Annotated in this window: 26 protein-coding genes, 3 tRNA genes and 1 pseudogene; 20 read left to right on the top strand and 10 right to left on the bottom strand. The window is 71.8% G+C overall.

Annotation, left to right across the window (positions count from 1 at the left end; all coding sequences use genetic code 11):
- From BX286_RS18670 to BX286_RS18655, 4 genes are all read left to right on the top strand, one after another.
- The gene (locus BX286_RS18670; protein WP_100863323.1) at positions 1-675 is read left to right on the top strand and encodes a DUF3566 domain-containing protein; all 675 of its coding nucleotides are present in this window, start codon (positions 1-3) and stop codon (positions 673-675) included.
- 95 nt (positions 676-770) lie between these two features.
- A tRNA-Ile gene (locus BX286_RS18665) sits at positions 771-844 on the top strand.
- 145 nt (positions 845-989) lie between these two features.
- Positions 990-1124 carry a DLW-39 family protein gene (locus BX286_RS37015; protein WP_208809277.1) on the top strand — a complete coding sequence of 45 codons (135 nt, stop codon included), beginning with the start codon at positions 990-992 and terminating at the stop codon, positions 1122-1124.
- A gap of 17 nt (positions 1125-1141) precedes the next feature.
- A complete protein-coding gene (locus tag BX286_RS18655; protein WP_261993464.1) occupies positions 1142-2506 on the top strand; it encodes a hypothetical protein in 1365 nt (454 codons plus the stop codon).
- Positions 2507-2724: 218 nt separating this feature from the next.
- On the opposite strand, the gene BX286_RS18650 is transcribed toward BX286_RS18655, so the two are convergent.
- Positions 2725-3840: a serine/threonine-protein kinase gene (locus tag BX286_RS18650; RefSeq protein WP_121015561.1), complete on the bottom strand. Its 1116-nt coding sequence runs from the start codon at positions 3838-3840 to the stop codon at positions 2725-2727.
- Positions 3841-3886: 46 nt separating this feature from the next.
- A complete protein-coding gene (locus tag BX286_RS18645; protein ID WP_042817888.1) occupies positions 3887-4435 on the bottom strand; it encodes a transcriptional regulator in 549 nt (182 codons plus the stop codon).
- A 162-nt stretch (positions 4436-4597) separates the two neighbouring features.
- Here BX286_RS18645 and BX286_RS18640 point away from each other — a divergent pair.
- Both BX286_RS18640 and BX286_RS36645 read left to right on the top strand, forming a co-directional pair.
- Positions 4598-4670, top strand: a tRNA-Ala gene (locus BX286_RS18640).
- Positions 4671-4826: 156 nt separating this feature from the next.
- Entirely contained in the window at positions 4827-5324 is a 498-nt protein-coding gene (locus tag BX286_RS36645; protein ID WP_261993463.1) for a LysM peptidoglycan-binding domain-containing protein, read from the top strand.
- Between the two features lie 87 nt (positions 5325-5411).
- Here BX286_RS36645 and BX286_RS18630 read toward each other — a convergent pair whose 3' ends face one another.
- A complete protein-coding gene (locus tag BX286_RS18630) occupies positions 5412-6086 on the bottom strand; it encodes a DUF5324 family protein (protein WP_159036758.1) in 675 nt (224 codons plus the stop codon).
- A 192-nt stretch (positions 6087-6278) separates the two neighbouring features.
- On the opposite strand from BX286_RS18630, the gene BX286_RS18625 reads away from it, so the two are divergent.
- Complete coding sequence (locus BX286_RS18625; protein ID WP_100863325.1) at positions 6279-6818, top strand: peptidylprolyl isomerase; 540 nt, start codon at positions 6279-6281, stop codon at positions 6816-6818.
- A 103-nt stretch (positions 6819-6921) separates the two neighbouring features.
- Positions 6922-7797: a rhomboid family intramembrane serine protease gene (locus tag BX286_RS18620; RefSeq protein ID WP_121015559.1), complete on the top strand. Its 876-nt coding sequence runs from the start codon at positions 6922-6924 to the stop codon at positions 7795-7797.
- Between the two features lie 117 nt (positions 7798-7914).
- On the opposite strand, the gene crgA is transcribed toward BX286_RS18620, so the two are convergent.
- On the bottom strand, positions 7915-8172 hold the full coding sequence (gene crgA / locus BX286_RS18615) for a cell division protein CrgA (RefSeq protein WP_079428582.1): 258 nt from the start codon (positions 8170-8172) through the stop codon (positions 7915-7917).
- Between the two features lie 92 nt (positions 8173-8264).
- Here crgA and BX286_RS18610 point away from each other — a divergent pair, with 92 nt between their 5' ends.
- The 6 genes and pseudogenes from BX286_RS18610 (at position 8265) to BX286_RS18590 (ending at position 12236) form a co-directional block, all read left to right on the top strand.
- Positions 8265-9041 carry a DUF881 domain-containing protein gene (locus BX286_RS18610; protein WP_079428580.1) on the top strand — a complete coding sequence of 259 codons (777 nt, stop codon included), beginning with the start codon at positions 8265-8267 and terminating at the stop codon, positions 9039-9041.
- The gene (locus BX286_RS18605) at positions 9010-9753 is read left to right on the top strand and encodes a class E sortase (protein ID WP_121015557.1); all 744 of its coding nucleotides are present in this window, start codon (positions 9010-9012) and stop codon (positions 9751-9753) included. The genes BX286_RS18610 and BX286_RS18605 overlap by 32 nt, the downstream gene beginning before the upstream one ends.
- A gap of 91 nt (positions 9754-9844) precedes the next feature.
- Positions 9845-10021, top strand: a complete 177-nt coding sequence (locus BX286_RS36640; protein ID WP_045945358.1) for a hypothetical protein — start codon at positions 9845-9847, stop codon at positions 10019-10021.
- On the top strand, positions 10018-10656 hold the full coding sequence (locus BX286_RS18600) for an aminodeoxychorismate/anthranilate synthase component II (protein WP_079428576.1): 639 nt from the start codon (positions 10018-10020) through the stop codon (positions 10654-10656). The genes BX286_RS36640 and BX286_RS18600 overlap by 4 nt, the downstream gene beginning before the upstream one ends.
- Positions 10657-10796: 140 nt before the next feature.
- Positions 10797-11477, top strand: a pseudogene (locus tag BX286_RS18595) (class E sortase); the annotation flags it as partial.
- Between the two features lie 24 nt (positions 11478-11501).
- On the top strand, positions 11502-12236 hold the full coding sequence (locus BX286_RS18590; RefSeq protein ID WP_100863328.1) for a class E sortase: 735 nt from the start codon (positions 11502-11504) through the stop codon (positions 12234-12236).
- A gap of 54 nt (positions 12237-12290) precedes the next feature.
- Here BX286_RS18590 and pknB read toward each other — a convergent pair whose 3' ends face one another.
- From pknB to BX286_RS18555, 6 genes are all read right to left on the bottom strand, one after another.
- Entirely contained in the window at positions 12291-14312 is a 2022-nt protein-coding gene (gene pknB / locus BX286_RS18585) for a Stk1 family PASTA domain-containing Ser/Thr kinase (protein WP_079428572.1), read from the bottom strand.
- 156 nt (positions 14313-14468) lie between these two features.
- Positions 14469-15932 (bottom strand): penicillin-binding protein 2, encoded by a 1464-nt coding sequence (locus tag BX286_RS18575; RefSeq protein WP_121015555.1) that lies wholly within the window; start codon positions 15930-15932, stop codon positions 14469-14471.
- The gene (locus BX286_RS18570; protein WP_100863329.1) at positions 15929-17353 is read right to left on the bottom strand and encodes an FtsW/RodA/SpoVE family cell cycle protein; all 1425 of its coding nucleotides are present in this window, start codon (positions 17351-17353) and stop codon (positions 15929-15931) included. The genes BX286_RS18575 and BX286_RS18570 overlap by 4 nt, the downstream gene beginning before the upstream one ends.
- Before the next feature lie 31 nt (positions 17354-17384).
- The gene (locus BX286_RS18565; RefSeq protein WP_237292955.1) at positions 17385-18848 is read right to left on the bottom strand and encodes a PP2C family serine/threonine-protein phosphatase; all 1464 of its coding nucleotides are present in this window, start codon (positions 18846-18848) and stop codon (positions 17385-17387) included.
- A gap of 141 nt (positions 18849-18989) precedes the next feature.
- Positions 18990-19490 (bottom strand): FHA domain-containing protein, encoded by a 501-nt coding sequence (locus BX286_RS18560; protein ID WP_079428566.1) that lies wholly within the window; start codon positions 19488-19490, stop codon positions 18990-18992.
- Between the two features lie 10 nt (positions 19491-19500).
- Positions 19501-20307 (bottom strand): DUF3662 and FHA domain-containing protein, encoded by an 807-nt coding sequence (locus tag BX286_RS18555; protein WP_079428564.1) that lies wholly within the window; start codon positions 20305-20307, stop codon positions 19501-19503.
- A gap of 292 nt (positions 20308-20599) precedes the next feature.
- On the opposite strand from BX286_RS18555, the gene BX286_RS18550 reads away from it, so the two are divergent.
- The 6 genes from BX286_RS18550 (at position 20600) to BX286_RS18525 (ending at position 26118) form a co-directional block, all read left to right on the top strand.
- Positions 20600-20682 (top strand) — tRNA-Leu (locus BX286_RS18550).
- Between the two features lie 182 nt (positions 20683-20864).
- Positions 20865-22556 (top strand): sensor histidine kinase, encoded by a 1692-nt coding sequence (locus BX286_RS18545; RefSeq protein WP_260338087.1) that lies wholly within the window; start codon positions 20865-20867, stop codon positions 22554-22556.
- 8 nt (positions 22557-22564) lie between these two features.
- A complete protein-coding gene (locus BX286_RS18540) occupies positions 22565-23224 on the top strand; it encodes a response regulator transcription factor (protein ID WP_079428560.1) in 660 nt (219 codons plus the stop codon).
- A 114-nt stretch (positions 23225-23338) separates the two neighbouring features.
- Entirely contained in the window at positions 23339-24787 is a 1449-nt protein-coding gene (locus tag BX286_RS18535; protein ID WP_121015553.1) for a DUF2252 domain-containing protein, read from the top strand.
- A 93-nt stretch (positions 24788-24880) separates the two neighbouring features.
- Positions 24881-25711, top strand: a complete 831-nt coding sequence (locus tag BX286_RS18530; protein ID WP_079428556.1) for a J domain-containing protein — start codon at positions 24881-24883, stop codon at positions 25709-25711.
- 62 nt (positions 25712-25773) lie between these two features.
- Positions 25774-26118 (top strand): rhodanese-like domain-containing protein, encoded by a 345-nt coding sequence (locus BX286_RS18525; protein WP_079428554.1) that lies wholly within the window; start codon positions 25774-25776, stop codon positions 26116-26118.
- Positions 26119-26135: the final 17 nt, after the last annotated feature.

The raw sequence follows: 26135 nt of genomic DNA, 5'->3' as shown, positions 1-26135 counted from the left end.
GTGAGTGGAGCCACGGGCGCCGGACCGGCCAAGACTGGAGCGAACGGTGCCCGTGGCCCCGCCGCGGACTCCGAAAGCGGGGACACCCCCGCCGAGGGCATGGGGGGAACCGTGACGGACACCCGAGGACCGCAGTCGGAGCCGCAGGCCAAGCCGCAGTCCGCGTCCAAGCAGAAGCAGAAGCCCGCCGCGGACAAGGACAAGGACGCGGCCGGGCAGCCCTACCACCCCCCGCAGGCGTACGCGGCCCCCAAGAAGCCGGGTGCGCAGCGGGGGCCCGTGCCGGGGACCCGTACGACCCCGCGGACGCGCAAGGCGCGGCTGCGGGTGGCCAAGGCCGACCCGTGGTCGGTGATGAAGGTCAGCTTCCTGCTGTCGATCGCGCTCGGCGTCTGCACCGTCGTGGCGGCCGCGGTGCTGTGGATGGTCATGGACGCCATGGGCATCTTCTCGACCGTCGGCGGCACGATCAGCGAGGCCACCGGCTCGAACGAGGGCAACGGGTTCGACCTCCAGTCGTTCCTGTCGCTGCCGCGCGTGCTGATCTTCACCTCGGTCATCGCGGTGATCGACGTCGTGCTGATGACCGCCCTGGCGACGCTGGGCGCGTTCATCTACAACCTGTCCGCGGGCTTCGTGGGCGGCGTGGAGCTCACGCTGGCCGAGGACGAATGACCCGCTGACTGACCTGCGGGAAAGCCCCGTCGGAACGGATTTGGGTTCCACTGCGTCTGTGCGCTAATCTTCAGGAGTCAGCGCGCAGGCGCGGAGGGGCTATAGCTCAGTTGGTTAGAGCGCATCCCTGATAAGGATGAGGTCACAGGTTCAAATCCTGTTAGCCCCACAGAGTCGAAGACCCCCAGCCCCCAGGGCTGGGGGTCTTCGCCGTTGGACCGTCCGGGGGGCTCCCAGATAACCGATCGGTATCGGTCGGTGTGTATTGTTGGCGCCCAGAAGTCCCCAACGTCAACGAAAGACGAGGTCGCGCGGTGAAGAAGCTGCTCCTGGTCGCACTGGCCGCCATCGGCGGGCTCCTCGTGTACCGCCAGATCCAGGCGGACCGCGCCGAGCAGGACCTGTGGACGGAGGCAACCGACTCCGTGCCTTCCGGTTCCGGCGTGTGAGCCCCACGTTTGATCTCATGAAGCCCCGGCTGCCGCTGCAGTCGGGGCTTCGTGCTGTCCGGGCCGCGTTCCTCCTCGGGGCCCTGGGGACGGCGCTCTGGCCCGCCGGGAGCGCCCTGGCGGCCCCCGGGGCGGCCCCTGGGGCCACCCCGCAGCCGCAGCCGCTGCCGGAGTACCGCGCGGCCGAGGGGGCGCGGCGCATCGAGGGGAAGCCCTCGACGGCGGACGCGCCGCTGCTGGAGACCGGTGCGGTGTACGAGGACGCCCTCGCGCCGGGCGAGCGGGTGTACCGGCTCAGCCTGGACGCGGCCTCCAGCGTGTACGTCTCCGCGGTGCTGCACCCGCCCGCCGGGACGGCGGCCGGGTACGGGGACGGCCTGGAGGTGGAGGTCATGACCACCGGGGGCCGCTCCTGCCCGGGCAACCCCGGCCGGGCGACGTTCGGTTACGACGCGGTCCCGCTCGGGGCGGTGGGGCAGCGGCTGCTCGCGGAGGACGCGGAGTGCCAGGCCGCGGGGACGTACTACGCGAAGGTGACCCGCAGCGCCGCCGGGAAGGACTCCCCGCGGGCCGCGTGGCCCGTGGAGCTCCAGGTGCGGCGGGAGCCGGCCCCGGCCGCCGGCACCGCCCCGACGGCCGCGCCGAGCGTGTGGCCCTCGGCCTCCCCGGTGCTGCCGGGCACCGACCCCGTACCGCGCGGCGGGGGCACCGGTTTCAACGACGCGCGGGCGCTGGGCGCGGGGGTGTGGCGGGACGAACTGCGGCCCGGCCAGACGCGGTTCTACCGGGTGCCGCTCGACTGGGGGCAGCAGCTCGGGGTCGGCGCCGAGATCGCGAAGGCCCGGATGACGAAGGAGTACGGCTCGGCGTCGGACGGGCTCACCGTCGCGCTGTACAGCCCGTACCGGGGGCCGGTGGACTCCAAGGACACCTCGTACGACGGGAAGCAGGCGGCGGTCACGCTGCCGAGGACCGCGCCGGTGGCGTACGGGAACCGGTTCGCCGACGCGGCGGCCGTACGGGCCGTACGGGTGGCCGGGTGGTACTACGTCGCGGTCACGCTGGGCGGGAAGGTGGGGGAGTTCACGCAGGACGCGGCGGCGGTGCCGTTGACGCTGCGGGTGGAGGTGTCGGGCGGTGGTGGCCGCGGTGCGGGCGGGGCGCCGGCGTACCGGGAGAGCCTGGCGGACGCCGGGTTCGGGGTCGGGGAGGCCGAGCGGGACGCGGCGCGGGAGGGGCTGACGGCTCCGGAGGCGGCGGCCGCGCTGGAGGACCACCGCTTCGCGATGCGGGTCGTCGCGGGGGCGGGGTTCGGGGCGGGGGCGGTGCTGTTGCTGGCGCTGGGGGGCTGGGCGCTGCTGGCGCGGCGGTCGGGCCGCTGACCCGTGGGCTCCGCCGGGTTGGGGGCTTCGGGTGCGGGGCGTCTGGGGTGAGCGCGCAGTTCCCCGCGCCCCTGGGGGGGTGCGGTTGGTGGTTGGGTGCGGGGGGTTTGGGGCTGGTCGCGCAGTTCCCCGCGCCCCTGGGGTGGTGCCGTTGGTGGTTGGGTGCCGGGCGTCTGTGGCTGGCCGCGCAGGTCCCCGCGCCCCTGGGGTGGTGGGGGTTAGAGGTGGGTCAGGGCCCAGGTGCCGGCTGCGAAGCAGAGGAGGGCGGTCGTGAGGATGGCCGCCGTTGTCCTCGGGGTGGGCGGGGGGATGCGGCGCCGGGGGGCCGGGGGTGCCAGGTGGAAGCCGGTCGTGTCCGGCGGGGGTGCCTGCGGCGGGTCGTCGCGGACGGAGGCGGCCGGCACGGCCCGTGGGTCGTGCGGCGGCCCGAAGCCCGGCTGCGGAGGCGGCGGCGGAACGGGGCCCTCGGGGGTGAAGCCCGGAGGGAGGGGGGCCAGTTGGTCGAAGATCTCCACCGGTTCCTCGTCCGCCGGCGGGGCGGGGAGCAACCGGGCTGCCTCGGCAAGGGCCTTGCGCGCCCCTGTGGCGGTCCGGAACCGGTTTCCGGGGTTCGGGTGCAGGAGGTTCGCGATGACGTCCCACAGGGGCGCCGGGACGCCTTCCGGGGCCCAGGGGACGCCGTGGGCGGGAAAGCGTTCGAGCAGGGCACGGGAATCGGGCTTCCGGCCCGTCAGCAGGTACAGGGCGACCAGCCCCACGGCGAAGAGGTCGGCGGGGAAGTCCGGCTCGGCGCCGCGTAGTTGTTCCGGGGCGAAGTAGCCCGGGGTGCCGACCGCGAGCCCCGTCTCGGTCAGCCTCGGCTCGCCCTTGCGCAAGGAGATCCCGAAGTCGGAGAGCCGCAGGTGCGGCCGCCCCTTCCCGGTGGCCTCCAGCAGGACGTTGGCGGGTTTGACGTCGCGGTGGACGACGCCCTCCGCGTGCACCGCCGCCAGCCCCGACAGGAGCTGGTCGAGCAGGACGCACGCGAAGCGGGGCGGCAACGGCCCGTAGTCCGCGACCAGATGGGCCAGGGAGTCGCCGCCGACCAGGTCCATCGTGAACAGGACCTTGTCGTCGTCGGCCGCCCAGCCGACGGGGGCCAGGACGTGCGGGTGGTCGATGCGCAGGGCCTGCTCGCGCACGAACCTCAGGAGCATGGGGGCGTCGGTCCGCAGGAGCACCTTCGCCGCGACGTAGCGGCCCCGGCGCCGGTCCCAGGCCCGCCAGACGGCGCCCGCGCCGCCCTGCCCGACCGGGTCCACCAGCTCGTACCGGCCGGCGAAGAGCTCACCCATCGCTGTGCCCGTCCCCCCGTTCCGTCCCCCGTCGCCCCCCGGTGCGTCAGTTCTGGTGGGCCTCGTAGTGGGCCACCGCCTCCGCCGTGCGCCCGGCGCCGTACACCCTGAGGAACTCGGCCAGTTCGGGGTGGCTGGGGGCGAGGGCGTTCGCCGCGTCGATGATGTCGCCGGCCGCCGAGACCGACCGCAGCAGCGACTGGATCTCGCGGACGACCCGCTTGACGGTGGGGGCGCCGGAACTCGTCGTGGTCTGGCCGCTGTTGCTGAGGACGGACCCTCCCTGGGTGTTCTTGATCTCGTCCATCCGGTCCGTGGCCTCGCCCGCGCTGACGCTGCCGTCCGCAACCTGTCCGGCGAGGTCCTGGAGGGCCTGCACCCGCTGGACGACGGCGGGGTTCCCGATCTTGGCGCGCTGCCCGCTCATCAGCTGGGACAGCATCGGCGCCGACAGTCCGAGGACAGCAGCGAGGCGAGCCTGGTTCAGGCCGAGGTCATCTATGAGCCGCCGGAACAGGGCGCCGAGGGGCTCCCCGTACCAACTGCGCTGAAGCTCCCGGGCTCTGGCGGTGGCCTCTTGCTGCACTGCGTCCACTCTTACTACTCCCCTTCGCTGGTGCGAACCTCGCGAGCATCTTACGGAGCGTGGTCGCGGGGCGGGAGTCCCCATCATTTTGCGGGATGAGGGGGTGCACCGGGTACTCTGTCCTGCGGAACGGACACTCCCTCCCGGGGGAGGGCCCGCGTCCGGACGCACGGGGCCTTAGCTCAGTTGGTAGAGCGCTGCTTTTGCAAGGCAGATGTCAGGAGTTCGAATCTCCTAGGCTCCACTTCATAAAGACCCCCTGACCTGCGAAAACGCTGGTCAGGGGGTCTTTTGCGTCCCCCGGATGGCCCCGTCGCAGGGCCGTGGCGCGTCCCGTGGACGACAGTGGAGGGAGGTACGCACCCAGGGGGCACCCACACCACGCCGGAGGCGCACGCAGATGGGACTCTTCGATTTCCTGAAGCACGACAAGAAGAAGCAGCAGGAGCAGACCGAGCAGCAGGCCGCCGCCGCGGGCGCGGGCGCCGTCCCGCCGACGCACTCCGACATGGGCTCGAAGTACACCGACGCGGCGGCGGCCACCAAGGCGGCCGCCGAGCGGATGGCCGCCCCGGCCCCGCCCAGGGCGGCCGCGGCGCCGAAGCCGGCGGCCATGCCGCCGAAGGCCGGAACCGGGCAGACCCGGCCGCACCCCGGTCCGGCCGAGCCCAGTGACCTGTCGGCCGCGCACAAGGCCGTACCGGTGCCGCCGAAGCCGGCGCCGGCCGCCAAGAAGCGCACGTACACCGTCAAGCCGGGGGACTCGCTCTCCGCGATCGCCCGCCGCGAGCTCGGCAACGAGGCCCGCTGGCGCGAGCTGTACGCCTTGAACCGCGGCGTGATCGGCGCCAACCCCGACCTCATCCACCCGGGGCAGGTGCTGACGCTGCCCAGCTGAGCGGGCGGCGGCGGCCGGTACCGGAGAAGGGGCCCGGATCCTGGTGGATCCGGGCCCCTTCTCCGGTTCGCGTGCGGGCGGCCGCGCTCAGTGCGTGCCGTTCTCCTTCTCCTTCGCCGCCAGTTCGTCGTCGAAGCTCGCCGGTGCGGTGTCCTGCGCCGACAGCTCGGTGGCGGCCGGGGGCTCCACCAGCCAGTCCGGGTTCGACTGCTGGTCCCACCACTTCCAGGCCGCGAACGCCCCGCCGGCCAGTACGCCGACGAGCGCGACCCCCTTGAGCAGCCGCGCGCACTTCGCACGCCGTTCGCCGCGCCGCACCAGCCGCTGTACGTCCTTCGCGGAGACCTGCCCGCGCAGCGCGGCCAGCGCGGCCATCGAGCGGCTCGAAGCCTCCTCCGCGACCGGGTGGGCGGCGGCGAGGGCGCTCTCCAGGCGCGGCGCCGTGTAGTCGACCGCGTGCCGGCACGCCTGCCGCGTCTGGTGGACGGCCTTCGTGGCGGCCCGGTCCACGTTCGGGGGCAGGTGCGTGCGGGCCGCCGCCATCCGGGGATGCAGATGGGTGTCATAGGCGGCGCGGGCCTGTTGGGACGCCTGGACGGCGGCGGACGAGACCTTCGGGGCCAGCCGTGCGTTCGCCTCCTGGGCGTAGTGGACGGCCGCGTCCCTGGCGGTCCCCGCGTAGGGTGCCACCACTTCCGCCGCGTGCCTCATGGCGTCCCTGGCGTTCTCGGCGGCCAGGCTCACGCTGTCCTTGCGGGTCACGGGATCCTCCTCCTCGGTGGCGGACACAGTTCACCTTTCCACCCTTTGTCGGATCATGCCTGCCGGCGCGGCGCGCGGCATGCGTGACGGGGCATCCGTGGCGAGAGGGCATCCGGGTGGCGGAATTTCAGCCGGGCACTGCCCTCCGTGGGAGGATCGGGACCGACAGTGATGACTATGGAAGGCAGACCCGTGGCCGAGAAGCTCTACGCCACCCTGAAGACGAACCACGGCGACATCGAGATCGAGCTGCTGGAGAACTTCGCGCCGAAGACCGTGCGGAACTTCGTGGAGCTCGCCACGGGCGCCCGCGAGTGGACCCGTCCCACGGACGGCCAGAAGACCACGTCCCCGCTCTACGACGGCACCGTCTTCCACCGCGTCATCAGCGGCTTCATGATCCAGGGCGGCGACCCGCTCGGCAACGGCACCGGAGGCCCCGGCTACCAGTTCGCCGACGAGTTCCACCCGGACCTCGCCTTCACCAAGCCGTACCTGCTCGCCATGGCCAACGCCGGCCCGGGCACCAACGGCTCGCAGTTCTTCATCACCGTCGCGCCCACCGCCTGGCTGACCCGCAAGCACACCATCTTCGGCGAGGTCACCGACAAGGCCAGCCAGAAGGTCGTGGACGCCATCGCGTCCGGCCCGACCAACCCGCGCACCGAGCGCCCGCTGGACGACGTGATCATCCAGTCGGTGTCCGTGGAGCGGCGCGAGGCCACGCGCTGACGGGAACCGACGCGGCCGTCCGTCCGTACTGCTTGTGTACGGACTGGACGTGTACGGACCGGCAGGGACCCGCTCCCTGCCCCGCCGCTGACCGAGGGGACCGATGGACACCGAGCGTCTGCCGGGCTGCTACCGCCACCCGGACCGCGACACGGGGATCAGCTGTGCCCGCTGCGACCGGCCCATCTGCCCGGAGTGCATGACCAGCGCCTCGGTCGGCTACCAGTGCCCCGAGTGCGTCCGCGGAGGGTCCGGCACGGGGCACGCCCCGGCGGCCAACGCGCCGCGGACGGTCGCGGGCGGGCTGGTCGCCGCCGATCCCCAGCTCGTCACCAAGATCCTGATCGGGATCAACGCGGCGGTGTTCCTCGCCGCGTACGCCGTCCCCGGCCTGGCCGTCCAGCTGGAGCTGCTGGGGCGGTACGTGGAGTACTACGGGGCGCCCGTGGAGGGCGTCTCCACCGGGCAGTACCACCGGCTGCTGACCTCGGTGTTCCTGCATGTCGAGTGGTGGCACATCTTCGGCAACATGGTCGCCCTGTGGGTGATCGGCGGCCCGCTCGAGGCGGCCCTGGGCCGGGCCCGGTACCTGGTCCTCTACCTGCTGTCCGGGCTGGGCGGCAGTGCCCTGGTCTACCTGCTGACGGCTCCGAACACCCCGACGCTCGGGGCGTCCGGCGCCATCTGCGGGCTGCTCGGCGCCACCGTGGTCCTCGCCCGCCGGCTGCGCTACGAGATGCGCCCGGTGCTGATCACCCTCGGGCTGATGCTGCTGGTGACCTTCGTGCCCCTGGGGGGCGGCTGGTCGGTGTCCTGGCAGGCGCACATCGGAGGCCTGGTGACGGGCGCGCTGGTCGCGCTGGGGCTGCTCGCCCCCGCCACGGGCAGGAGGCGCACCGTGGTCCAGGGGGCGGTCTGCGTGGCGGTCCTGCTGCTCACGGTAGCTGTGATCATCGTGCGGACGGCCGCACTCACCTGATCACACCGGCGTCAACTCTCCACAGAGTTATCCACAGATCTTCTGTCTTTTCCTCAGGTGTGGATGACGCTGTGGATAACTCATGGGGAGAGGTTGCGCCGCTCGCCTATCCGTGTACTACTTCCACTGCGTGGAGACGCCGAAGCCGGCGGCGATGAATCCGAAACCGACCACGATGTTCCAGTTGCCCAGCGCCTCGATTGGCAGCTGGGTGTCGGTCACGTAGAAGACGACGATCCACGCGAGCCCGATCAGGAAGAAGGCCAGCATGACCGGGGCGACCCAGCCGCGGCTCCCCAGCCTGATCTGCTGCGCCTGCTGTTTCGCCGGCGGCGGCGTGTAGTCGTCCTTCTTGCGGATACGTGACTTCGGCACGAGGGGCTCTCCTGTCGATGCGCTGGGGGACCTTGCCTGCCCCGGGCGTCCGTTAGCGTAGTGGACCTGTGGCGTTGAAGGAGAAGGGTACGTTGACCAATTCCGACGACTCCTCCGCGGGTCCCCGCCGCCGGGCCAGGCCGGTGCGGCTGCTCACGGCCGCCGTGTTCGCCCTGGCGGGCCTCATCTTCGTCACCAGCTTCAACACGTCCAAGGGTACGAACATCCGCACGGACGCCTCCCTCCTCAAGCTCTCCGACCTGATCCACGAGCGCAGCGCCAACAACGCCGAGCTGGAGAAGAGCGCCGCCGCCGTGCGCGCCCAGGTCGACGCCCTCGCCGACCGCGACAACGGCAGCACCAAGGCCGAGGACGCCAAGCTCGCCGCCCTGCGCAAGGCCTCCGGCACCGAGGAGCTGACCGGCAAGGGCCTCAGCGTCACCCTCAACGACGCCCCGCCGAACGCCACCGCCCGCGTCCCGGGCGTCCCCGAGCCCCAGCCCAACGACCTCGTGATCCACCAGCAGGACCTCCAGGCAGTGGTGAACGCGCTGTGGCTCGGCGGCGCCGAGGGCGTCGAGGTCATGGGCCAGCGGCTGATCGCCACCAGCGCCGTCCGCTGCGTCGGCAACACCCTGATCCTCCAGGGCCGGGTCTACTCGCCCCCGTACAAGGTGTCGGCGGTCGGCGACCCGGGCGCGTTGCGCAAGGCCCTGAACAACTCCCCCGCCATCCAGAACTACCAGCTGTACGTCAACGCGTACGGGCTCGGCTGGAAAGTGGACGAGGACAAGCGGCTGACACTTCCCGGCTACTCCGGCACAGTGGACCTCCACTATGCGAAGCCGCTGGAGACCGCCTCGCCCTGACGCCGTACTGCGCCTGCTGGTACGGACGTTCAGCGAACTGTGCCTGACGGCAGGGACGCTGATCGTGCTCTTCACCGTGTACGTCCTGCTGTGGACCGGGATCACGGCGGACCGGGCCATGGACGGGGAACGGGCCCGGCTGCGCGACCGCTGGGCGGCGGCCCCCGCCCCCGCGCCCCCGCCGGTCCCCTCCGCCTCCCCGGTCCCCTCCGCCTCCCCGGCCCCCGCCGCACCCCCGCCGCCGCCCTACCCCGCCGGGCAGGCCTTCGCCGAGATGTACGTGCCCCGCTTCGGCGCGGACTGGAGCAAGCCGATCCTGGAGGGCACGGACACCGGCCTGCTCAAGAAGGGCCTCGGCCACTACACCGGCACCGCCCGCCCCGGAGCGGAGGGGAACTTCGCCGTCGCCGGCCACCGGCGCACCTACGGCGACCCCTTCAAGGACCTGGACGAGCTGCGCCCCGGCGACACCGTGGTCGTCCGCGACGCGGTGAACCGCTACACCTACACCGTCCGGGCCGAGCCGCTGCGCGTCCTGCCCACCGAGACGGCGGTGGTCGGCCCCGTCCCCGGCCGCTCCCCCTTCGCCGGCCCCGGCAAGTACCTCACCCTCACCACCTGCGACCCCGAGTGGGGCCACAGCCACCGCCTGATCGTCTGGGCGGAGCTCACCGCCGCGGCGCCCGCCGATCCCGGGGGATTGCCCGGGTGACCCCCGCCCCGGGGCCCCCGGCCCGTAGTCTGGTGCGGTACCGCCCCCGCGGTGCGTGAGGGAATCGTGGACGACGAAGGAAACGGACGGAATGTACGGCTGGATCTGGCGGCATCTGCCGGGCAACGCGTGGGTGCGGGCGCTGATCTGTCTCGTACTGGTCCTCGCAGTGGTGTTCGTGCTGTTCCAGTACGTCTTCCCGTGGGCCGAGCCGCTCCTTCCCTTCAACGATGTGACGGTGGACGAGGGATCGGGAGCCACTCCGTGAGCGCGCGCATTCTGGTTGTCGACAACTACGACAGCTTTGTCTTCAATCTGGTCCAGTACCTCTACCAGCTCGGCGCCGAATGCGAGGTGCTGCGCAACGACCAGGTGGAGCTCGCCCACGCCCAGGACGGCTTCGACGGCGTCCTCCTCTCCCCCGGCCCCGGCACGCCCGAGGAGGCCGGGGTCTGCGTCGACATGGTCCGGCACTGCGCCGACACCGGCGTCCCCGTCTTCGGCGTCTGCCTCGGCATGCAGTCCATGGCCGTCGCCTACGGCGGTGTCGTGGACCGGGCCCCCGAGCTGCTGCACGGGAAGACCTCCCCCGTGATCCACGAGGGACTGGGAGTCTTCGCCGGACTGCCCTCGCCCTTCACCGCCACCCGCTACCACTCCCTGGCCGCCGAACCGCAGAACCTGCCCGACGTGCTGGAGGTCACCGCCCGCACCGAGGACGGGATCATCATGGGCCTGCGGCACCGGGAGCACGACGTCGAGGGCGTCCAGTTCCACCCCGAGTCGGTGCTCACCGAGTGGGGCCACCGGATGCTCGCCAACTGGCTCGTGCGCTGCGGTGACGCCGGCGCCGTCGCCCGGTCGGAGGGCCTGGCCCCGGTGGTGGGCAAGGCCGTCGCGTGACGACGGTCGCGCCGTCCGCGCCCAGCGAGGGCCGGGCCGCGCGGCGCAGGGCAGCGCAGGAGGCCGCGAAGCGCTCGCACGCGCGGGCCCGCAGACGGGGCGGTCGCGGACGCCGGCGCGCGAGCCCGCGGTCCGGCGGGCCGGTGGTCGTGCTCAGCCGGGCCGTCGGCGAGCTGTTCATCACCGTCGGCGTGGTGATGCTGCTCTTCGTCGCCTACCAGCTCTGGTACACGAACCTGCTGGCCGAGCGGACGGCCGACGGGGCCGCCGGCTCCCTGCGCCAGACCTGGGAGCACCCCCCGGCGGCCGCCGCGCCGCCCGTGGCCGCCTTCGAACCGGGGCAGGGCTTCGCCATCCTCCACATCCCCAAGCTCGACCTGAAGGTGCCCGTGGCCGAGGGCGTCAGCAAGGCGAAGGTGCTCGACAAGGGGATGGTCGGCCACTACTCCGAGGGCGCGCTGAAGACGGCCATGCCGTCCGACCAGCAGGGCAACTTCGCGCTCGCCGGGCACCGCAACACCCACGGCGAACCGTTCCGGTACGTCAACCAGCTGGTGCCGGGGGACCCGATCGTCGTCGAGACCCGGGACGCGTACTACACGTACAAGATGACCTCGGTCCTGCCGCAGACCTCCCCGGCGAACGTCTCCGTGATCAAGCCGGTGCCGGAGGGTTCCGGGTTCACCGGACCCGGCCGGTACATCACGCTGACGACCTGCACCCCGGAGTTCACGAGCACCTACCGGATGATCGTATGGGGCAGGATGGTCGACGAACGCCCGCGCAGCCAGGGTGCTCCGCCCGCGCTGAACAGCCGCTGAACAGCCCGTAAGGACGAATCCGCAGTGTCTCGTGCCCGCCGCCGCTCCGCACCGCCGCCCGCCGACCGCAGTGTGGTCGCCGGGGCCCTGAGCCTGCTGGGGGAGCTCCTGATCACGGTCGGGCTGATCCTGGGCCTGTTCGTGGCGTACTCGCTGTGGTGGACCAACGTCCTCGCCGACCGGCAGGCCTCGGCCGGGGGCGACCAGGTCCGCCGGCAGTGGCAGCAGACGCCCGGCGCCGCCGCGGGCGGGTCCGGCCAGCCCGGGGACCTCGACACCCAGGACGGGATCGGCTTCCTGCACGTGCCGTCGATGAAGAACGGCGAGGTGCTGGTCAAGCCCGGCACCTCCCCCGACGTCCTCAACGACGGCGTGGCCGGCTACTACACCGACCCGGTGAAGTCGGCCCTGCCCTGGGACGACAAGGGCAACTTCGCGCTGGCCGCGCACCGCGACGGCCACGGGGCGAAGTTCCACAACATCGACAAGGTGAAGAAGGGCGACCCGGTCGTCTTCGAGACCAAGGACACCTGGTACGTCTACAAGGTCTTCGCCGAGCTCACGCAGACGTCGAAGTACAACACGGACGTGATCAACCCGGTCCCGAAGGAGTCGGGCAAGACGGCCCCGGGCCGCTACATCACGCTGACGACCTGCACCCCGGTCTACACCTCGAAGTACCGCTACATCGTCTGGGGCGAGCTGGTGCGGACGGAGAAGGTGGACGCCCGGCGCACGCCTCCGGCGGAACTGCGCTGACGGACGACAGGCCCGGCCCCTTTCCGGGGCCGGGCCTGTTCTGCGTTCGGTTCCCTAGTTGCGTCCGCCGGTGAGGCCGCCGAAGAAGCCTCCGCCGCTCTGTCCGCCGTCCTGGGACTTGCCCACGGTGCGGACGTTGATCAGCGTGCCGCCCGGCACCGGGCTGCCAACGGCCGGGTTGGAGTCCAGGACCACCGCGTTGTCGTCGGTCGGGCCCGCCAGGATCGAGCCGAAGACCAGGTTGCTCGCCTGGAGCGTCTGCTTGGCCTGCGCCACGGTCTGGCCCGTCAGCGGGGGAACGACCGTCGGCGTCGCGGCGGCGGCCTTGGTGATGCTGACGTTGACCGGGGTGTCCTTCGGGAGTTCCCTGCCGGGCTCGTACTGCTGGGCCACGATCGTCTTGGGCGCGGCCCCGGGCTGGTCCACCTCGGTGGTGCTGCCCAGCTTGAGCTTGGCGTCCTGGAGCGCCTTGACCGCCTGCTCCTTGGCCATGCCGACGAGGTTCGGGACGACGCCCTTCGCGACCTCCTTGGCGACCGTGAGGGTGATCACGGAGCCCTTCTCGGCCTGGGTACCCGCCTTGGGGCTCTGGTCCGTCACGGTGCCGGGGTTGGCGCCGTCGGACTCGACCAGCTTCCGCTCGACCTGGAAGTTCTTCTTCAGGAGGGCTTCGGCGTCCTCGAACTTCAGCCTCGCGACGTCCGGGACGGCCATCTTGGGGGCGCCCGAGGAGACCTTGACCTTGACGACCGTTCCCTTGTCCACCTTGGTGCCGTCGGCCGGGTTCTGCGAGCAGACGCTGCCCTTGGGCTGGTCCACGCAGGGCTCCTCGGCCTCCTTCTCCACGGTGAGGCCCACGTTCTTGCCGCTGCTCTGTGCCGACTCGAAGGTCTGGCCGACGAGCTTGGGCACGGCGGGGCGGTTGTCCGTGGGCGTGAAGATGGTCTTGCCGATCAGGATCGCGCCGACCAGGACGAGCACGGCGGCGACGGCGAGCAGGATCGTCGAGGCCCGGCTCTTCTTCTGCTGGCGGCGCCCGTGGCCCTGGTCGTAGCCGCCCTGGTCCTGGTAGCCGTATCCGCCGTCGCCCCCGGGGGGCATCGGCGGCATCATCGAGGTCTGGCCGGCGTCCGGGGAGCGCAGGGCGGTGGTGGGCTGGTCGTAGCCCTGGTGCCCGTAGCCGCCCTGGTCGGGGTAGCCGTAGCCGGCGCCCATGGTGGCGGTCGCGGCGACGGGCTGGCCCTCCAGGCAGGCCTCGATGTCGGCCCGCATCTCGTCGGCGGACTGGTAGCGGTAGTCGGGGTCCTTGACCAGGGCCTTGAGGACGATGGCGTCCATCACGGGCGTGATCTCGGGGTCGAAGTTCGACGGCGGCTGGGGCTCTTCCCGCACGTGCTGGTAGGCGACCGCCACGGGGGAGTCGCCGACGAACGGGGGCCGCACGCACAGCAGCTCGTAGAGCAGGCAGCCCGCGGAGTAGAGGTCGGAGCGCGCGTCGACCTGCTCGCCCTTGGCCTGCTCCGGGGAGAGGTACTGGGCGGTGCCGATCACGGCGGCCGTCTGCGTCATGGTCATCCCGGAGTCGCCCATGGCGCGGGCGATGCCGAAGTCCATGACCTTGACCTGGCCGGTCCGGGTGAGCATGACGTTCGCGGGCTTGATGTCGCGGTGCACGATGCCGGCGCGGTGCGAGTACTCCAGCGCCTGGAGGATGCCGATGCACATCTCCAGGGTCCGCTCGGGCAGCAGCTTGCGGCCGGAGTGCAGCAGCTCGCGCAGGGTGGAGCCGTCGACGTACTCCATCACGATGTACGGGATGGAGATGTTGTCGACGTAGTCCTCGCCGGTGTCGTAGACCGCGACGATGGCCGGGTGGTTGAGCGACGCGGCCGACTGGGCCTCGCGGCGGAACCGGGCCTGGAAGGACGGGTCACGGGCGAGGTCGGCGCGCAGGGTCTTGACGGCTACGGTACGGCCGAGCCGGGTATCGTGCCCGAGGTAGACCTCGGCCATGCCACCACGGCCGAGCACGTGGCTCAGCTCGTACCGGCCGCCGAGGCGACGCGGCTCTTCCATAACGTTCCAGCCCTCTCCGTCAGTCCCGACCGCACCCGTGTGTGGTCCGGCGGTGTGCTGTTCGCGGCAAGGCTACCGGCCGATCGTCAGTGATCGGTTCGTGACCACAGGCTGATATCGGACCGGTACCGAGCGCTCGGATCCTGTCTGCGGGTTTCATCCCTTGTTCTTCAGGACGGCTTCCATGACGGCCTTCGCGACCGGTGCGGCCAGGCCGCCGCCGGTGATGTCCTCGCGGTCCTTGACGTCGCTGTCCTCGATGACGACGGCGACGGCCACGGGGGAGGAGCCGTCGGGCAGCTCCGCGTAGGAGATGAACCAGGCGTAGGGGCGCTTGGCGTTCTTCTCGCCGTGCTGGGCGGTACCGGTCTTGCCGCCGACCTTGACGTTCTTGATCTTGGCCGAGGTGCCCGTGCCGTTCTCGACGACGTTCACCATCATCTGCTGGACCTTCTGCGCGTTCGCCGCGCTGAGGGGCCGGCTCATCTCCTGCGGCTCGTGCTTCTCGATCGTGTCGAGGTTGGGCGCGGTGAGCTGCTCGACCATGTACGGCTTCATCAGCTTGCCGTCGTTGGCGATGGCCGCGGTGACCATGGCCATCTGGAGCGGGGTGGCCGCCGTGTTGAACTGGCCGATGGAGCTCAGCGCGTTGCCGTCCTTGCCCATCGTCTTGTCGTAGACGCTCGCGAAGGCGCGGACCGGGGTGTCGATGGTGCTGTTGAAGCCGAACTTCTGGGCGGTCTCGACCATGCCGTCGCGGCCGACCTTGTCACCGATGTGCGCGAAGACCGAGTTGCAGGACCACTGGAGGGCGTAGTTCAGCGTCGCCTTCTCGCAGCCGGTGGCGTGGTTGACCATCGGGGTCTTCGTGCCGGGCAGGATGTACGGCTCGGGGGTGTCCGTCGGGGCGTTGATGTCGCTGATCACCCCGTGCTCCAGCGCGGCGGCGGTGGTGACCACCTTGAAGGTGGAGCCGGGCGGGTAGGTCTCGCGCAGGGCGCGGTTGACCAGGTTCTTGTCGGCGCTGTCGTTCAGCGTCCGCCAGGCCTTCTCGTCGTTCTTCGAGTTGCCCGCGAAGGTCGACGGGTCGTACGAGGGGGTGCTGGCCAGGGCCAGGATGGCGCCGGTGCGCGGGTCGATGGCGGCGACGGCGCCCTTCTTGTCGCCGAGCTGCTGGAAGGCGGCCTTCTGGGCGGCGGCGTTCAGGGTGGTGATGACGTTGCCGCCCTGCTTCTTCTCCCCGGTGAACATGCCGATCGTCCGGTCGAAGAACAGCCGGTCGTCGTTGCCGGTGAGGATGCCGTCGTCGATCTTCTCCAGCTGGGTGGAGCCGAAGGCCTGCGAGGCGTAGCCGGTGACCGGCGCCCACAGCGGCCCGTCGACGTAGGTCCGCTTGAACTTGAAGTCGCTGCCGTCGGTGACCGCGGACCCGGTGATCGGCTGGCCGCCGACGATGATGTTGCCGCGCTCGGTGGCGTACTGGGCGATCTGGACCCGGCGGTTCTCCTTGCGGGTGCTGAGGTCCTCGGCCTGGACGTACTGCAGCCAGTTGGTCCGGATCAGCAGGGCGAGGACGAGGAGCCCGCAGAACAGCGAGATGCGGCGCAGGGGCTTGTTCATGACGGGCGGACCACCTGGGTCATCTCGGAGTCGGGGGACGGAGCGGGGGCCGGGGCGGGGCGGCGTGCGGTGTCGCTGATCCGGATGAGGATGGCGATGAGCATCCAGTTGGCCAGGACGGAGGAACCGCCGTTGGCGAGGAAGGGCATGGTCATGCCGGTGAGGGGGATGAGGCCCATGACTCCGCCGGCGACGACGAAGATCTGGAGGGCGAAGGCGCCGGACAGCCCGATGGCGAAGAGCTTGCCGAAGGGGTCGCGGGCGGCGAGGGCGGTGCGCACGCCCCGCTCGATGATCAGGCCGTAGAGCAGGAGGAAGGCCATGACGCCGGTCAGGCCGAGCTCCTCGCCGACGGTCGAGAAGATGAAGTCGGAGTTGGCGGCGAAGCCGATGAGGTCCGAGTTGCCCTGGCCCCATCCGGTGCCGAGGACGCCGCCGGAGCCGAAGCTCATGATCGACTGGCCGACCTGCTCGCAGGCGCCGGAGGTGGTGTAGCAGGCGAAGGGGTCGAGCCAGGCGGTGACGCGGACCTTGACGTGGCTGGCGGTCATGCCGACGACCGTGGCGCCGCCGACCGACATCAGCAGGCCGATGACGATCCAGCTGGTCCGCTCGGTGGCCACGTACAGCATGATCACGAACATGCCGAAGAACAGCAGCGAGGTGCCGAGGTCGTTCTCGAAGACGAGGACGAGCAGGCTCATCGCCCAGATCATCAGGATCGGGCCGAGGTCACGGCCGCGCGGCAGGTAGAGGCCCATGAAACGGCGGCTGGCCAGGGCCAGCGCGTCGCGCTTCACCATGAGGTAGCCGGCGAAGAAGATCGCGATGACGATCTTGGCAAACTCGCCGGGCTGGATGGAGAAGCCGCCGACGCTGATCCAGATCTTCGCGCCGAAGACGTCCGCGCCCAGACCCGGGACGACGGGCAGGATCAGCAGGACGAGGGCGCCGGCCATCGAGATGTACGTGAAGCGCTGGAGCACGCGGTGGTCCTTGAGGACCAGCAGGACCACGGCGAACAGGGCGATGGCGAGCCCCGTGTACATCATCTGGCGCGGCGCCGACTCCGAGAAGGTGCCGAAGCTGCGCTTGGCGAGGTTCTGCAGCCGCTCGGACTGGTCGAGGCGCCAGATCAGGACGACGCCGAGCCCGTTGAGCAGGGTCGCGATCGGGAGCAGCAGCGGGTCGGCGTACTTGGCGAAGCGGCGTACGACGAAGTGCGCGATGCCGGCGAGCACGGCGAAGCCGAGCCCGTAGACCAGCATGCCCGGGGGCAGCTTGCCGTGGATCGACAGGCCCACGTTGGCGTAGGCGAAGATCGGGATGACCACGGCGAAGGTGAGCAGCAGGAGCTCGGTGTTCCGCCGGCTCGGAGCCTCGATGGCGCCGATGGTGGTCGTGTTGGTGACAACGCTCATGGTGTGGCGGGCCCCCTGTGCCCGCGTATGTCTACTGCTTCTCGCACTGGCCGACGACAGCCTGCTCCGCGGGAGTCAGGGTGGGTCCGGGCGTCTGGCCGCCCTGCGCTTCGGCGGCCCGGCGGGCCTCTTCCTGCTTGCAGGCGGAGACCTGGGTGCCGAGCTCGTCGATCTTCTTGCGCGCCCCGTCGAGGCTGTCTTCGCTGATGTTGGCCTCGACCTGCTTCCGCTTGAAGGACGGCAGGTACTTCAGTTCGATCTCGGGATGATCCGTCTCGACCTGAGAGAGGTGGATCCACGCCAGGTTCTGGCTGATGCCGCGGTAGAGCGCGACGTGGTCACCCTTGACGCCCACGTAGTACTGGGTCTGTGTCCAGCGGTGCGCAGCGTACAGGCCTCCGCCGACGACACCCGCGACGAGCAGCAGGATCAGGGTGCGGGTGGTCCACTTGCGCCCTTTGCTGCGCCGCTTGCGCGGGTGGTCGTAGGAGTCGTCGTACTGGCCGTCGGCGTCGTAGGCCTCGGGTTCGCCGAAGGATCCGTACGGGGCGCCGCCGCCCTGGCTCTGGTCGGGGTATCCGTAGCCGGCGGCGTCACCGCTGCCCGGGGGGCCGAAGGCGCCCGGGGCCGGCGGGGTCTGGCGGCCGAGGCCCGAGGCCCGGCCTGCCGGGGTCTGCATGGCGTTGCCGTCGAAGTGCTGGTGCGGGTTCTCGGCGACCGCGCCGACGACCACCGGGGTGTCGCTCAGCTGGGCGGCCATGGTGTCGCCGCTGTCGGTGTCGAGGACGTCCGCGACGATGCAGGTGATGTTGTCCGGTCCGCCGCCGCGCAGGGCGAGCTGGATCAGGGACTGCACCGTCTCGTGCGGGCCGTGGTAGTCGGCGAGGGTCTCCTCCAGGGTCTGGTGGGAGACCACGCCGGACAGGCCGTCGGAGCAGATCAGGTAGCGGTCGCCGGCCCGGACCTCGCGGATGGAGAGGTCGGGCTCCACGACGTCGCCGCTGCCGAGCGCCCGCATCAGGAGGGAGCGCTGCGGATGGGTGGTGGCCTCTTCCTCGGTGATCCGGCCCTCGTCGACGAGCCGCTGGACCCAGGTGTGGTCCTGGGTGATCTGGGTGAGGACGCCGTCGCGGAGCAGGTAGGCGCGGGAGTCGCCGACGTGGACGAGGCCGAGCCGCTGGCCGGTCCACAGCAGGGCGGTGAGCGTGGTGCCCATGCCCTCGAGCTGGGCGTCCTCCTCGACCATGACGCGCAGCTGGTCGTTGGCCTGCTGCACGGCGATGCCGAGGGCGGTGAGGATGTCGGAGCCGGGGATGTCGTCGTCGAGCTGGACGAGCGAGGAGATGACCTCGGAGCTGGCGACCTCGCCGGCGGCCTGGCCGCCCATGCCGTCGGCGACGGCGAGGAGCCGGGGACCGGCGTAGCCGGAGTCCTCGTTGCCCTCGCGGATCATCCCCTTGTGCGATCCGGCGGCGAAACGCAGGGACAGACTCATGCGCACCTGCCCTGTCGACGCCTCGGGGTACAACCGGTCTCGAGCCACACTGCCCACCCTCCGGTCGGGAGCGCGCTCGGGCCCGTGTCCCCGGTGGGACGGACCACTGCGGCTCGCTCGCTCCGCTCGCTCATTCTCGTACTACTTCCGCAGCTCGATGACGGTCTTGCCGATGCGGATCGGGGCGCCCGGCGGAATGGGCGTCGGGGTGGTGAGACGGGTCCGGTCGAGATACGTGCCGTTGGTGGACCCGAGATCCTCGACGATCCACTGGCCGTCACGGTCGGGGTAGATCCTGGCATGGCGGCTGGAGGCGTAGTCGTCGTCCAGCACGATCGTGGAGTCGTGGGCGCGGCCCAGCGTGATCGTCTGGCCGGAGAGGGTCACGGTGGTGCCCGTGAGGGTCCCCTCGGAGACGACGAGCTTGGTCGGCGCTCCCCGGCGCTGGCGCTGCTGGGGCGGGGCGGCCTGCCGTCCCGTCTGCTGCGGCGCCGCCGCGGCCCCGCCGCCGCGGCGCGAGCCGCGCTGCGTGACGCGCGTACCGAAGAGGTCGCTGCGGATGACCTGAACGGCCACGATGACGAACAGCCACAGAACGGCCAGGAAACCCAACCGCATGACCGTCAGGGTCAGCTCTGACATTGCCCCCGCTTCACCCTTCGGCTTGCCGGTAAATGATGGTGGTGCTGCCCACGACGATCCGCGAGCCGTCGCGGAGCGTAGCGCGGGTGGTGTGCTGCCCGTCCACCACGATGCCGTTGGTGGACCCGAGATCCTGGATCGTCGGGGGTGTTCCGGTCCGGATCTCACAGTGCCGGCGGGATACGCCGGGGTCGTCGATCCGCACATCGGCCTCGGTGCTGCGGCCGAGTACGAGCGTGGGACGCGAGATCTGGTGGCGGGTGCCGTTGATCTCGATCCAGCGGCGCATGGTGCCCGGGGCGCCGGAAGACGTGGGGGGGCCGCCGGGGCGGCCGCCGGGTGCGCCCGCGGGCGGACCCGGGGGCATGGGAGGGACGCCGGCCGGCGGGTAGCCGTAGCCGCCCTGCTGGCCCTGCGGGGCCTGGGAGGGGTCCTGGGAGGCGCTGGAGGCCAGGGTGCGGCTGCGGACCCGGTAGAGGCCCGTGTCCAGGTCCTCCGCCTTCTCCAGGTGGACCTTGATGGGGCCCATGAAGCTGTAGCGCTGCTGCTTGGCGTAGTCGCGGACGAGGCCGGCGAGCTCGTCGCCGAGCTGCCCGGAGTAGGGGCTCAGGCGCTCGTAGTCGCCGGTGCTCAGCTCCACGATGAAGTCATTGGGTACGACGGTCCGCTCGCGGTTCCAGATGGTGGCGTTGTTGTCGCACTCCCGCTGGAGGGCGCCGGCGATCTCCACCGGCTGGACCTCGGACTTGAACACCTTGGCGAAGGTGCCGTTCACCAGACCTTCGAGACGCTGCTCGAACCGCTTCAGGACTCCCATCGGGCACCTCCTCCGTCGCTGTCGCCCTGTACTGCTTACTGATCGTATCCACGCGTGGCGGATTCAGGTGGTTCCCCTCCGCTCCTGTCCACAGGAGTGTTGGTCCTCACAAGGGATCGTAGGGGCGCTCCGGGAACAGTGTCCCGCACCCGGAGGGGGCTGCGGGAGGGGCCGTCGGGAGGTCCACCAGGGGTGACGGGAAAGCGATTTCAATCCACCCCGTCTGACGTGCTACTGTTTCGACGTCGCCAGGGGAACGGGCCGAAAGGCAAGATCCACTGGAGGGCCACTCGGGCGAGTGGCGGAACGGCAGACGCGCTGGCTTCAGGTGCCAGTGTCCTTCGGGACGTGGGGGTTCAAATCCCCCCTCGCCCACATCGGGGAAGCCCCGATCCGGAATCCGGATCGGGGCTTCCTGCTGTTCCCGGGAGGTTGCCGGGATGGTTCCCGGGACTGTCCGTCGGGACGGTCGCGGGGTCGGCCGTCCGACTTTCGTCGCGGGGGGCGAGACGAAAGAGAGCGGGTGCCGGGGTGCGCCGCTGTCTAGGGTCGGTCGCGTGGATGCCGAGGCGAGGGTACGGGCGGGCCGGGACTGGCTGAAGGGGCCGGAGCCCTGGTCCCCGCGCATGCTGGCGGGGGACCTGACGATCGCCGGGGTGCTGGCCCTGCTGGGGCTCGGCATCGACGAACTGAGCCACACCTCCGGCCTGAAAACGGGCCTCGGGGTCGTGGCCGTGGTGGCGCTGGTGCTGCTGCGCAGGCGGCTGCCGGCGGCCACGCTGGTGCTGGGCGCTGCCGCGAGCGCGTTCCTGCCGGCCGTGTTCCTCGTGACGGTCGTGCTGGGCTGGTCCGCGGGACGGCGGATCGTCGGATTCGGCCGGGCGCTCGGCGCGTTCGTACTGGCCTTCCTCGCGTCGGTCGGCCTCACGCTGGTCGACCAGTGGGCGCAGATGCGGCCCCTGCTGACGGTCGTGTTCACCACCCTGCTGTTCCTGGCCGCCACCGTCATGCCCGGTCTGGCCAGCCGGTACTGGCACCAGCGCCGGACCCTGCTGAGCGCCCTCCAGGAGCGCAACGACCGGCTGGTGCGGGAGCGGACCATGGTCGCCGGGCAGGCCCGGCTGCGGGAACGGCAGCGGATCGCCCAGGACATGCACGACAGCCTGGGCCACCAGCTGGCGCTGATCTCGGTGCACACCGGGGCGCTGGAGGTCGACCCCTCGCTCACCGACCGCCAGCGCGAGGCGGTCGGGGTGCTGCGGCAGGCCTCGGTGGCGGCGATGCACGAGCTGCGGGAGGTCGTGGGGATCCTGCGCGACGGGGTGGAGGCACCGGCCCCCGTGGAGGAAGCGCAGCCGGCCGCGCGGGGGGTCGCCGGGATCGCGGGCATCGTGGAGGCGGCCCGGGCCGCCGGGACCGACGTACGGCTCGCCACGACGGGGCGGCCCCGGCCGCTGGTGGCGGCCTGCGACCACGCGGCGTACCGGATCGTGCAGGAGGCGCTGACCAACGCCTACAAGCACGCGCCGGGGTCGGCGATCGTCGTGGAACTGCGCTACGAGGACGATTCGCTGGTGGTGGAGATCGCCAACGGGGCGGCGGCCGACCGGGGTTCCGGCGAGGTGGTCTCCGGCGGACAGGGGCTGACGGGGCTGCGCGAGCGGGCCCGCCTGGTCGGCGGCATGGTGCACGCGGGCGCCACCGAGGACGGCGGGTTCCGGGTGGCGGGCGTGCTCCCGTACGGGACGGAGCCGGCCGGGCTCGTCGAGGACGAGGTCGCCGACGACTTCGGGCAGCGGTCGCAGGCGCGGGCCTTCGCGGTGCACCCGGCGGCCCCGCCGATGGACTGGGCGGCGCTGGACCGCGAGCTGGTGCCCGTCCGCAGCCGGGCCGGGGGCGTCGCGACGGGCTGCGGGATCGCCGTCGCCGCGCTGGTGCTGCTGGCCATCGTGCTGGGCGCCGGGATGGTCCTGCTGCTGGGCTCCGTGAACAAGGCGATGATCAGCCGGAGCGACTACGACGCCGTGCACGTGGGAGAGTCCGAGCAGGAGGTCCGGGAACGGCTGCCGGACGGGGACAGCGTCCTGACGTCGGGGTTGGAGCGCAAGGGCCCGCCGAGGCCGGCAGGGGCGGACTGTTTCGCCCTGCTGTCCACGGAGGACTCCAGGATGACGACCGACACGGTTTTCCGGTTCTGTTTCCGGGACGGCAAGCTCGTCGAGAAGCAGGTGTACGAGGTCGAGCAGTAGGAGCGCGGGTGACAGCCAAGGTGATCCGAGTGGTGATCGCTGACGACGAGCCGCTGATCCGGGCCGGGATCAGGATGATCCTGACCTCGGCGCCGGACATCGAGGTCGTCGCGGAGGGGGCCAACGGCCGGGAGGCGGTCGAACTGGCCCGCTCCCACGCCCCGGACGTGGTGCTGCTGGACATCCAGATGCCGGTGATGGACGGGCTGACCGCGCTGGGCGAGCTGGGCCGGGCGGTGCCGGGGGCGCGGGCGCTGATCCTGACCACCTTCGGGGAGAAGGAGAACGTCCTGCGCGCGCTGGGCCAGGGCAGCGCGGGCTTCCTGCTGAAGGACTCGGCGCCCGCCGAGCTGATCGGCGCCGTCCGGGCGGCCGCCGCCGGGGACGCCTACCTGTCCCCCGCCGCGACCCGGCACGTGGTGGACCAGCTGGCCACCGGGCGGGCCCCGGGCCGAGGCGAGGAGGCCCGGCGCCGGGTGGACGCGCTGAGCGAGCGGGAGCGCGGGGTGCTCGCGCTGCTCGGCGAGGGGCTGTCCAACGCGGACGCCGGCCGCCGGCTCCACATGAGCGAGGCGACGGTGAAGACGTACGTGAGCCGGATCCTCGCGAAGCTGGAGTGCGAGAACCGGGTGCAGGCGGCGCTGCTGGCCCGGGACGCGGGTTTGTAGCAGGGCTGTGGCGGCCCTGTGGCGGTGCCGTGCACGGGACTTGGGGTACGGTCGGCCCGATCTGACCGGCGGAGAAGCCGCCGGTGGGCGCGACGAGGTGCGGGGGCTGCGCAGATGGTGACGGCATCGGGACAGTACGCGGTGGACGCGGCGGCGGCCGCCGGCGCGGCACGGGCCGGCGGGCGGATCCCGCGCGTCCCGGGCTTCGCGCCGAGGGCCGTGACGGGCTCCCCCAAGGAGGCCGGCAGGGCGCTGCGGCTGCGCGTACCGCGCGCCGCCCACGCCTCCTTCGACATGCCCGCCGACCGCCCGGACGCCGTGCGCGCCGTGGAGGAGTCCAACGTCGGCCGGGTCGCCGAGCTGACCCCGATACGCGTCGGCCGGATGGCCGCCAATCCCTTCGCCTTCCTGCGCGGATCCGCCGGGCTGATGGCGCACGACCTGTCCGGCGGTCCGGTGACCGGGGTGGGCGCGCAGATCTGCGGCGACGCGCACGCGGCCAACTTCGGCCTCTACGGGGACGCGCGCGGCCGGCTCGTGATCGACCTGAACGACTTCGACGAGACCGTCTTCGGCCCGTGGGAGTGGGACGTGAAGCGCCTCGCGACCTCGCTGGTGCTGGCCGGGCGCGTGGCGGGAGCCGACGAGGACACCTGCCGGGCGGCGGCGCAGGACGCCGTGGGCGCCTACCGGCGCACCCTGCGGCTGCTGGCCAAGCTGCCCGCGCTCGACGCGTGGAACGCCATCGCCGACGAGGAGCTCGTCTCCCACACCGACGCCCGCGACCTGCTGGGCACCCTGGAGCGGGTCTCGCAGAAGGCCCGCAACAACACCTCGGCCCGGTTCGCCGCCAAGTCCACCGAGGCCGGTGAGGACGGCGGCCGCCGTTTCGTGGACGCGCTGCCCGTGCTGCGCCGGGTCGGCGACTCGGAGGCCGCCGCCGTGGCCGCCTCACTGGGCCCGTACCTGACCACCCTCTCGGGGGACCGGCTGCCGCTCCTGGCCCGCTACTCGATCCACGACGTGGCCTTCCGCGTCGTCGGCACCGGCAGCGTGGGCACCCGCTCGTACGTGGTGCTGCTGCTGGACCACCGGGGCGAGCCGCTGGTGCTCCAGGTCAAGGAGGCCCGCCCCTCCGTGCTGCTGCCGCACCTGCCCGCGCTGGGCTTCCACTCCCCGGCGGAGGAGCACGAGGGCCGCCGGGTGGTGGCCGGGCAGAAGCGGATGCAGGTGGTCTCCGACATCCTGCTGGGCTGGACCACCGTCGAGGGGCGCCCGTACCAGGTCCGCCAGTTCCGCAACCGCAAGGGCAGCGTGGACCCGGCGGCGCTGACCCCCGAGCAGATCGACGACTACGGCCGGATGACCGGCGCCCTGCTGGCCCGGGCGCACGCCCACAGCGCCGATCCGCGGCTGCTGGCCGGCTACTGCGGCAAGAACGAGGAGCTGGACGAGGCGGTGGCGGCCTTCGCCGTGGCCTACGCCGACCGCAGCGAGGCCGATCACGCGGACCTGGTGGCGGCGGTGCGCTCGGGCCGGATCGCGGCCGAGTTCGGGGTCTGAGGGGCCCGCGGGGGAGGGTCCCGCCGGGCACGGGACGGTTTCACGTGAAACATCCACGTGGGACCGTCCCCGGCCGGGCCGTAGGCTGGCCGGGTGAGCGAGCAGAGCGGACAGACCGCCCCCGAAGAGCCCGGCGTCGTTGGCGCCGAGCGGCCCGAGGCGCGCCTGGAGCGTGCCGTGCGGGCCGCCGAGCAGGCACTGATCGAGTTCGAGATCGCGGTGGAGACCTTCCGGGTGGAGGTCGAGAACTTCTCCCGGCTGCACCACCAGAAGCTCGGACCGATGTACGCGCGGCTCGACGAGCTGGACGCGCTGATCGCGGAGGCGAAGGCCGCCCGCAGCGGTGATGCCGAGGACCTGCGCCGGGCCCGGGAGGCCCGTTCGCTGGTCATGCCGATGCCCGGGGTGGACGAGCTGTTCCACGACTGGCTGGGCTCGGAGGGGATCTCCGACGATGCGGCCGCCATGCTCACCGAGCGGCCGGTGCGCCCGCCGGAGCGGGTGCGGCCCTCGGAGGAGGTTCGCCGGCTCTACCGGGAGCTGGTCCGCCGGGCCCACCCGGACCTCGCCCAGGACGAGGCCGAGCGGACGCGGCGCGACGCGTTCATCGCGCGGGTCAACGCCGCCTACGGGCGCGGTGAGGAGCAGCTGCTGCGCGAGCTGGCCGAGGAGTGGGACGCCGGTCCGGTGCCGCAGGCCGCGGCGCCGAGCGAGAGCGAGGAGCTCTACGCCCGGCTGGAGTGGCTGTCGCAGCGCAAGGAGCTGCTGTCGATGGTGGCCAAGGAGCTGGAGGACAGCGCGATCGGCGCGATGCTGCGGATGGCACCCGACGACCCGGACCGGCTGCTGGAGGAGATCGCCGAGCAGCTGCTGGCCGAGGTCTCCGAGCGCGAGGCCGAACTGGCGGCTCTGGCGACCCCGTGAGCCGGGGTGCCCGGGTCGGATAGGTTGGCAGGCCAGACCCGCGAAGAGAGAAGGCGACTGTCATGAACTTCGGACCGCTCCCCTCGGTGGAGGCCGCGGCGGTACCCGCCGAAGGCCTCGTTCTGGACGTCCGCGAGAGCGACGAATGGGCGGCCGGTCATGTCGAGGGCGCACTGCACGTCCCGATGAGCGACTTCGTCGCGCGCTTCGGTGAGGTGACGGAGGCGGTCGCGGACGGCCGCACCGCGTACGTGATGTGCCGGGTGGGCGGGCGCAGCGCCCAGGTCACCCAGTACCTGGTGGGCCAGGGCATCGACGCCGTCAACGTGACCGGCGGGATGCAGGCCTGGGAGGGCGCCGGGCGCCCGATGGTGACGGACAACGGGAACCCGGCCTTCGTCCTCTAGCGGTCCCGGCCGGTGGT

The sequence above is a fragment of the Streptomyces sp. 3211.6 genome, from assembly GCF_003634815.1.
Classification (GTDB): domain Bacteria; phylum Actinomycetota; class Actinomycetes; order Streptomycetales; family Streptomycetaceae; genus Streptomyces; species Streptomyces katrae_A.
This window is presented reverse-complemented; position numbering and strand designations above follow the sequence as displayed.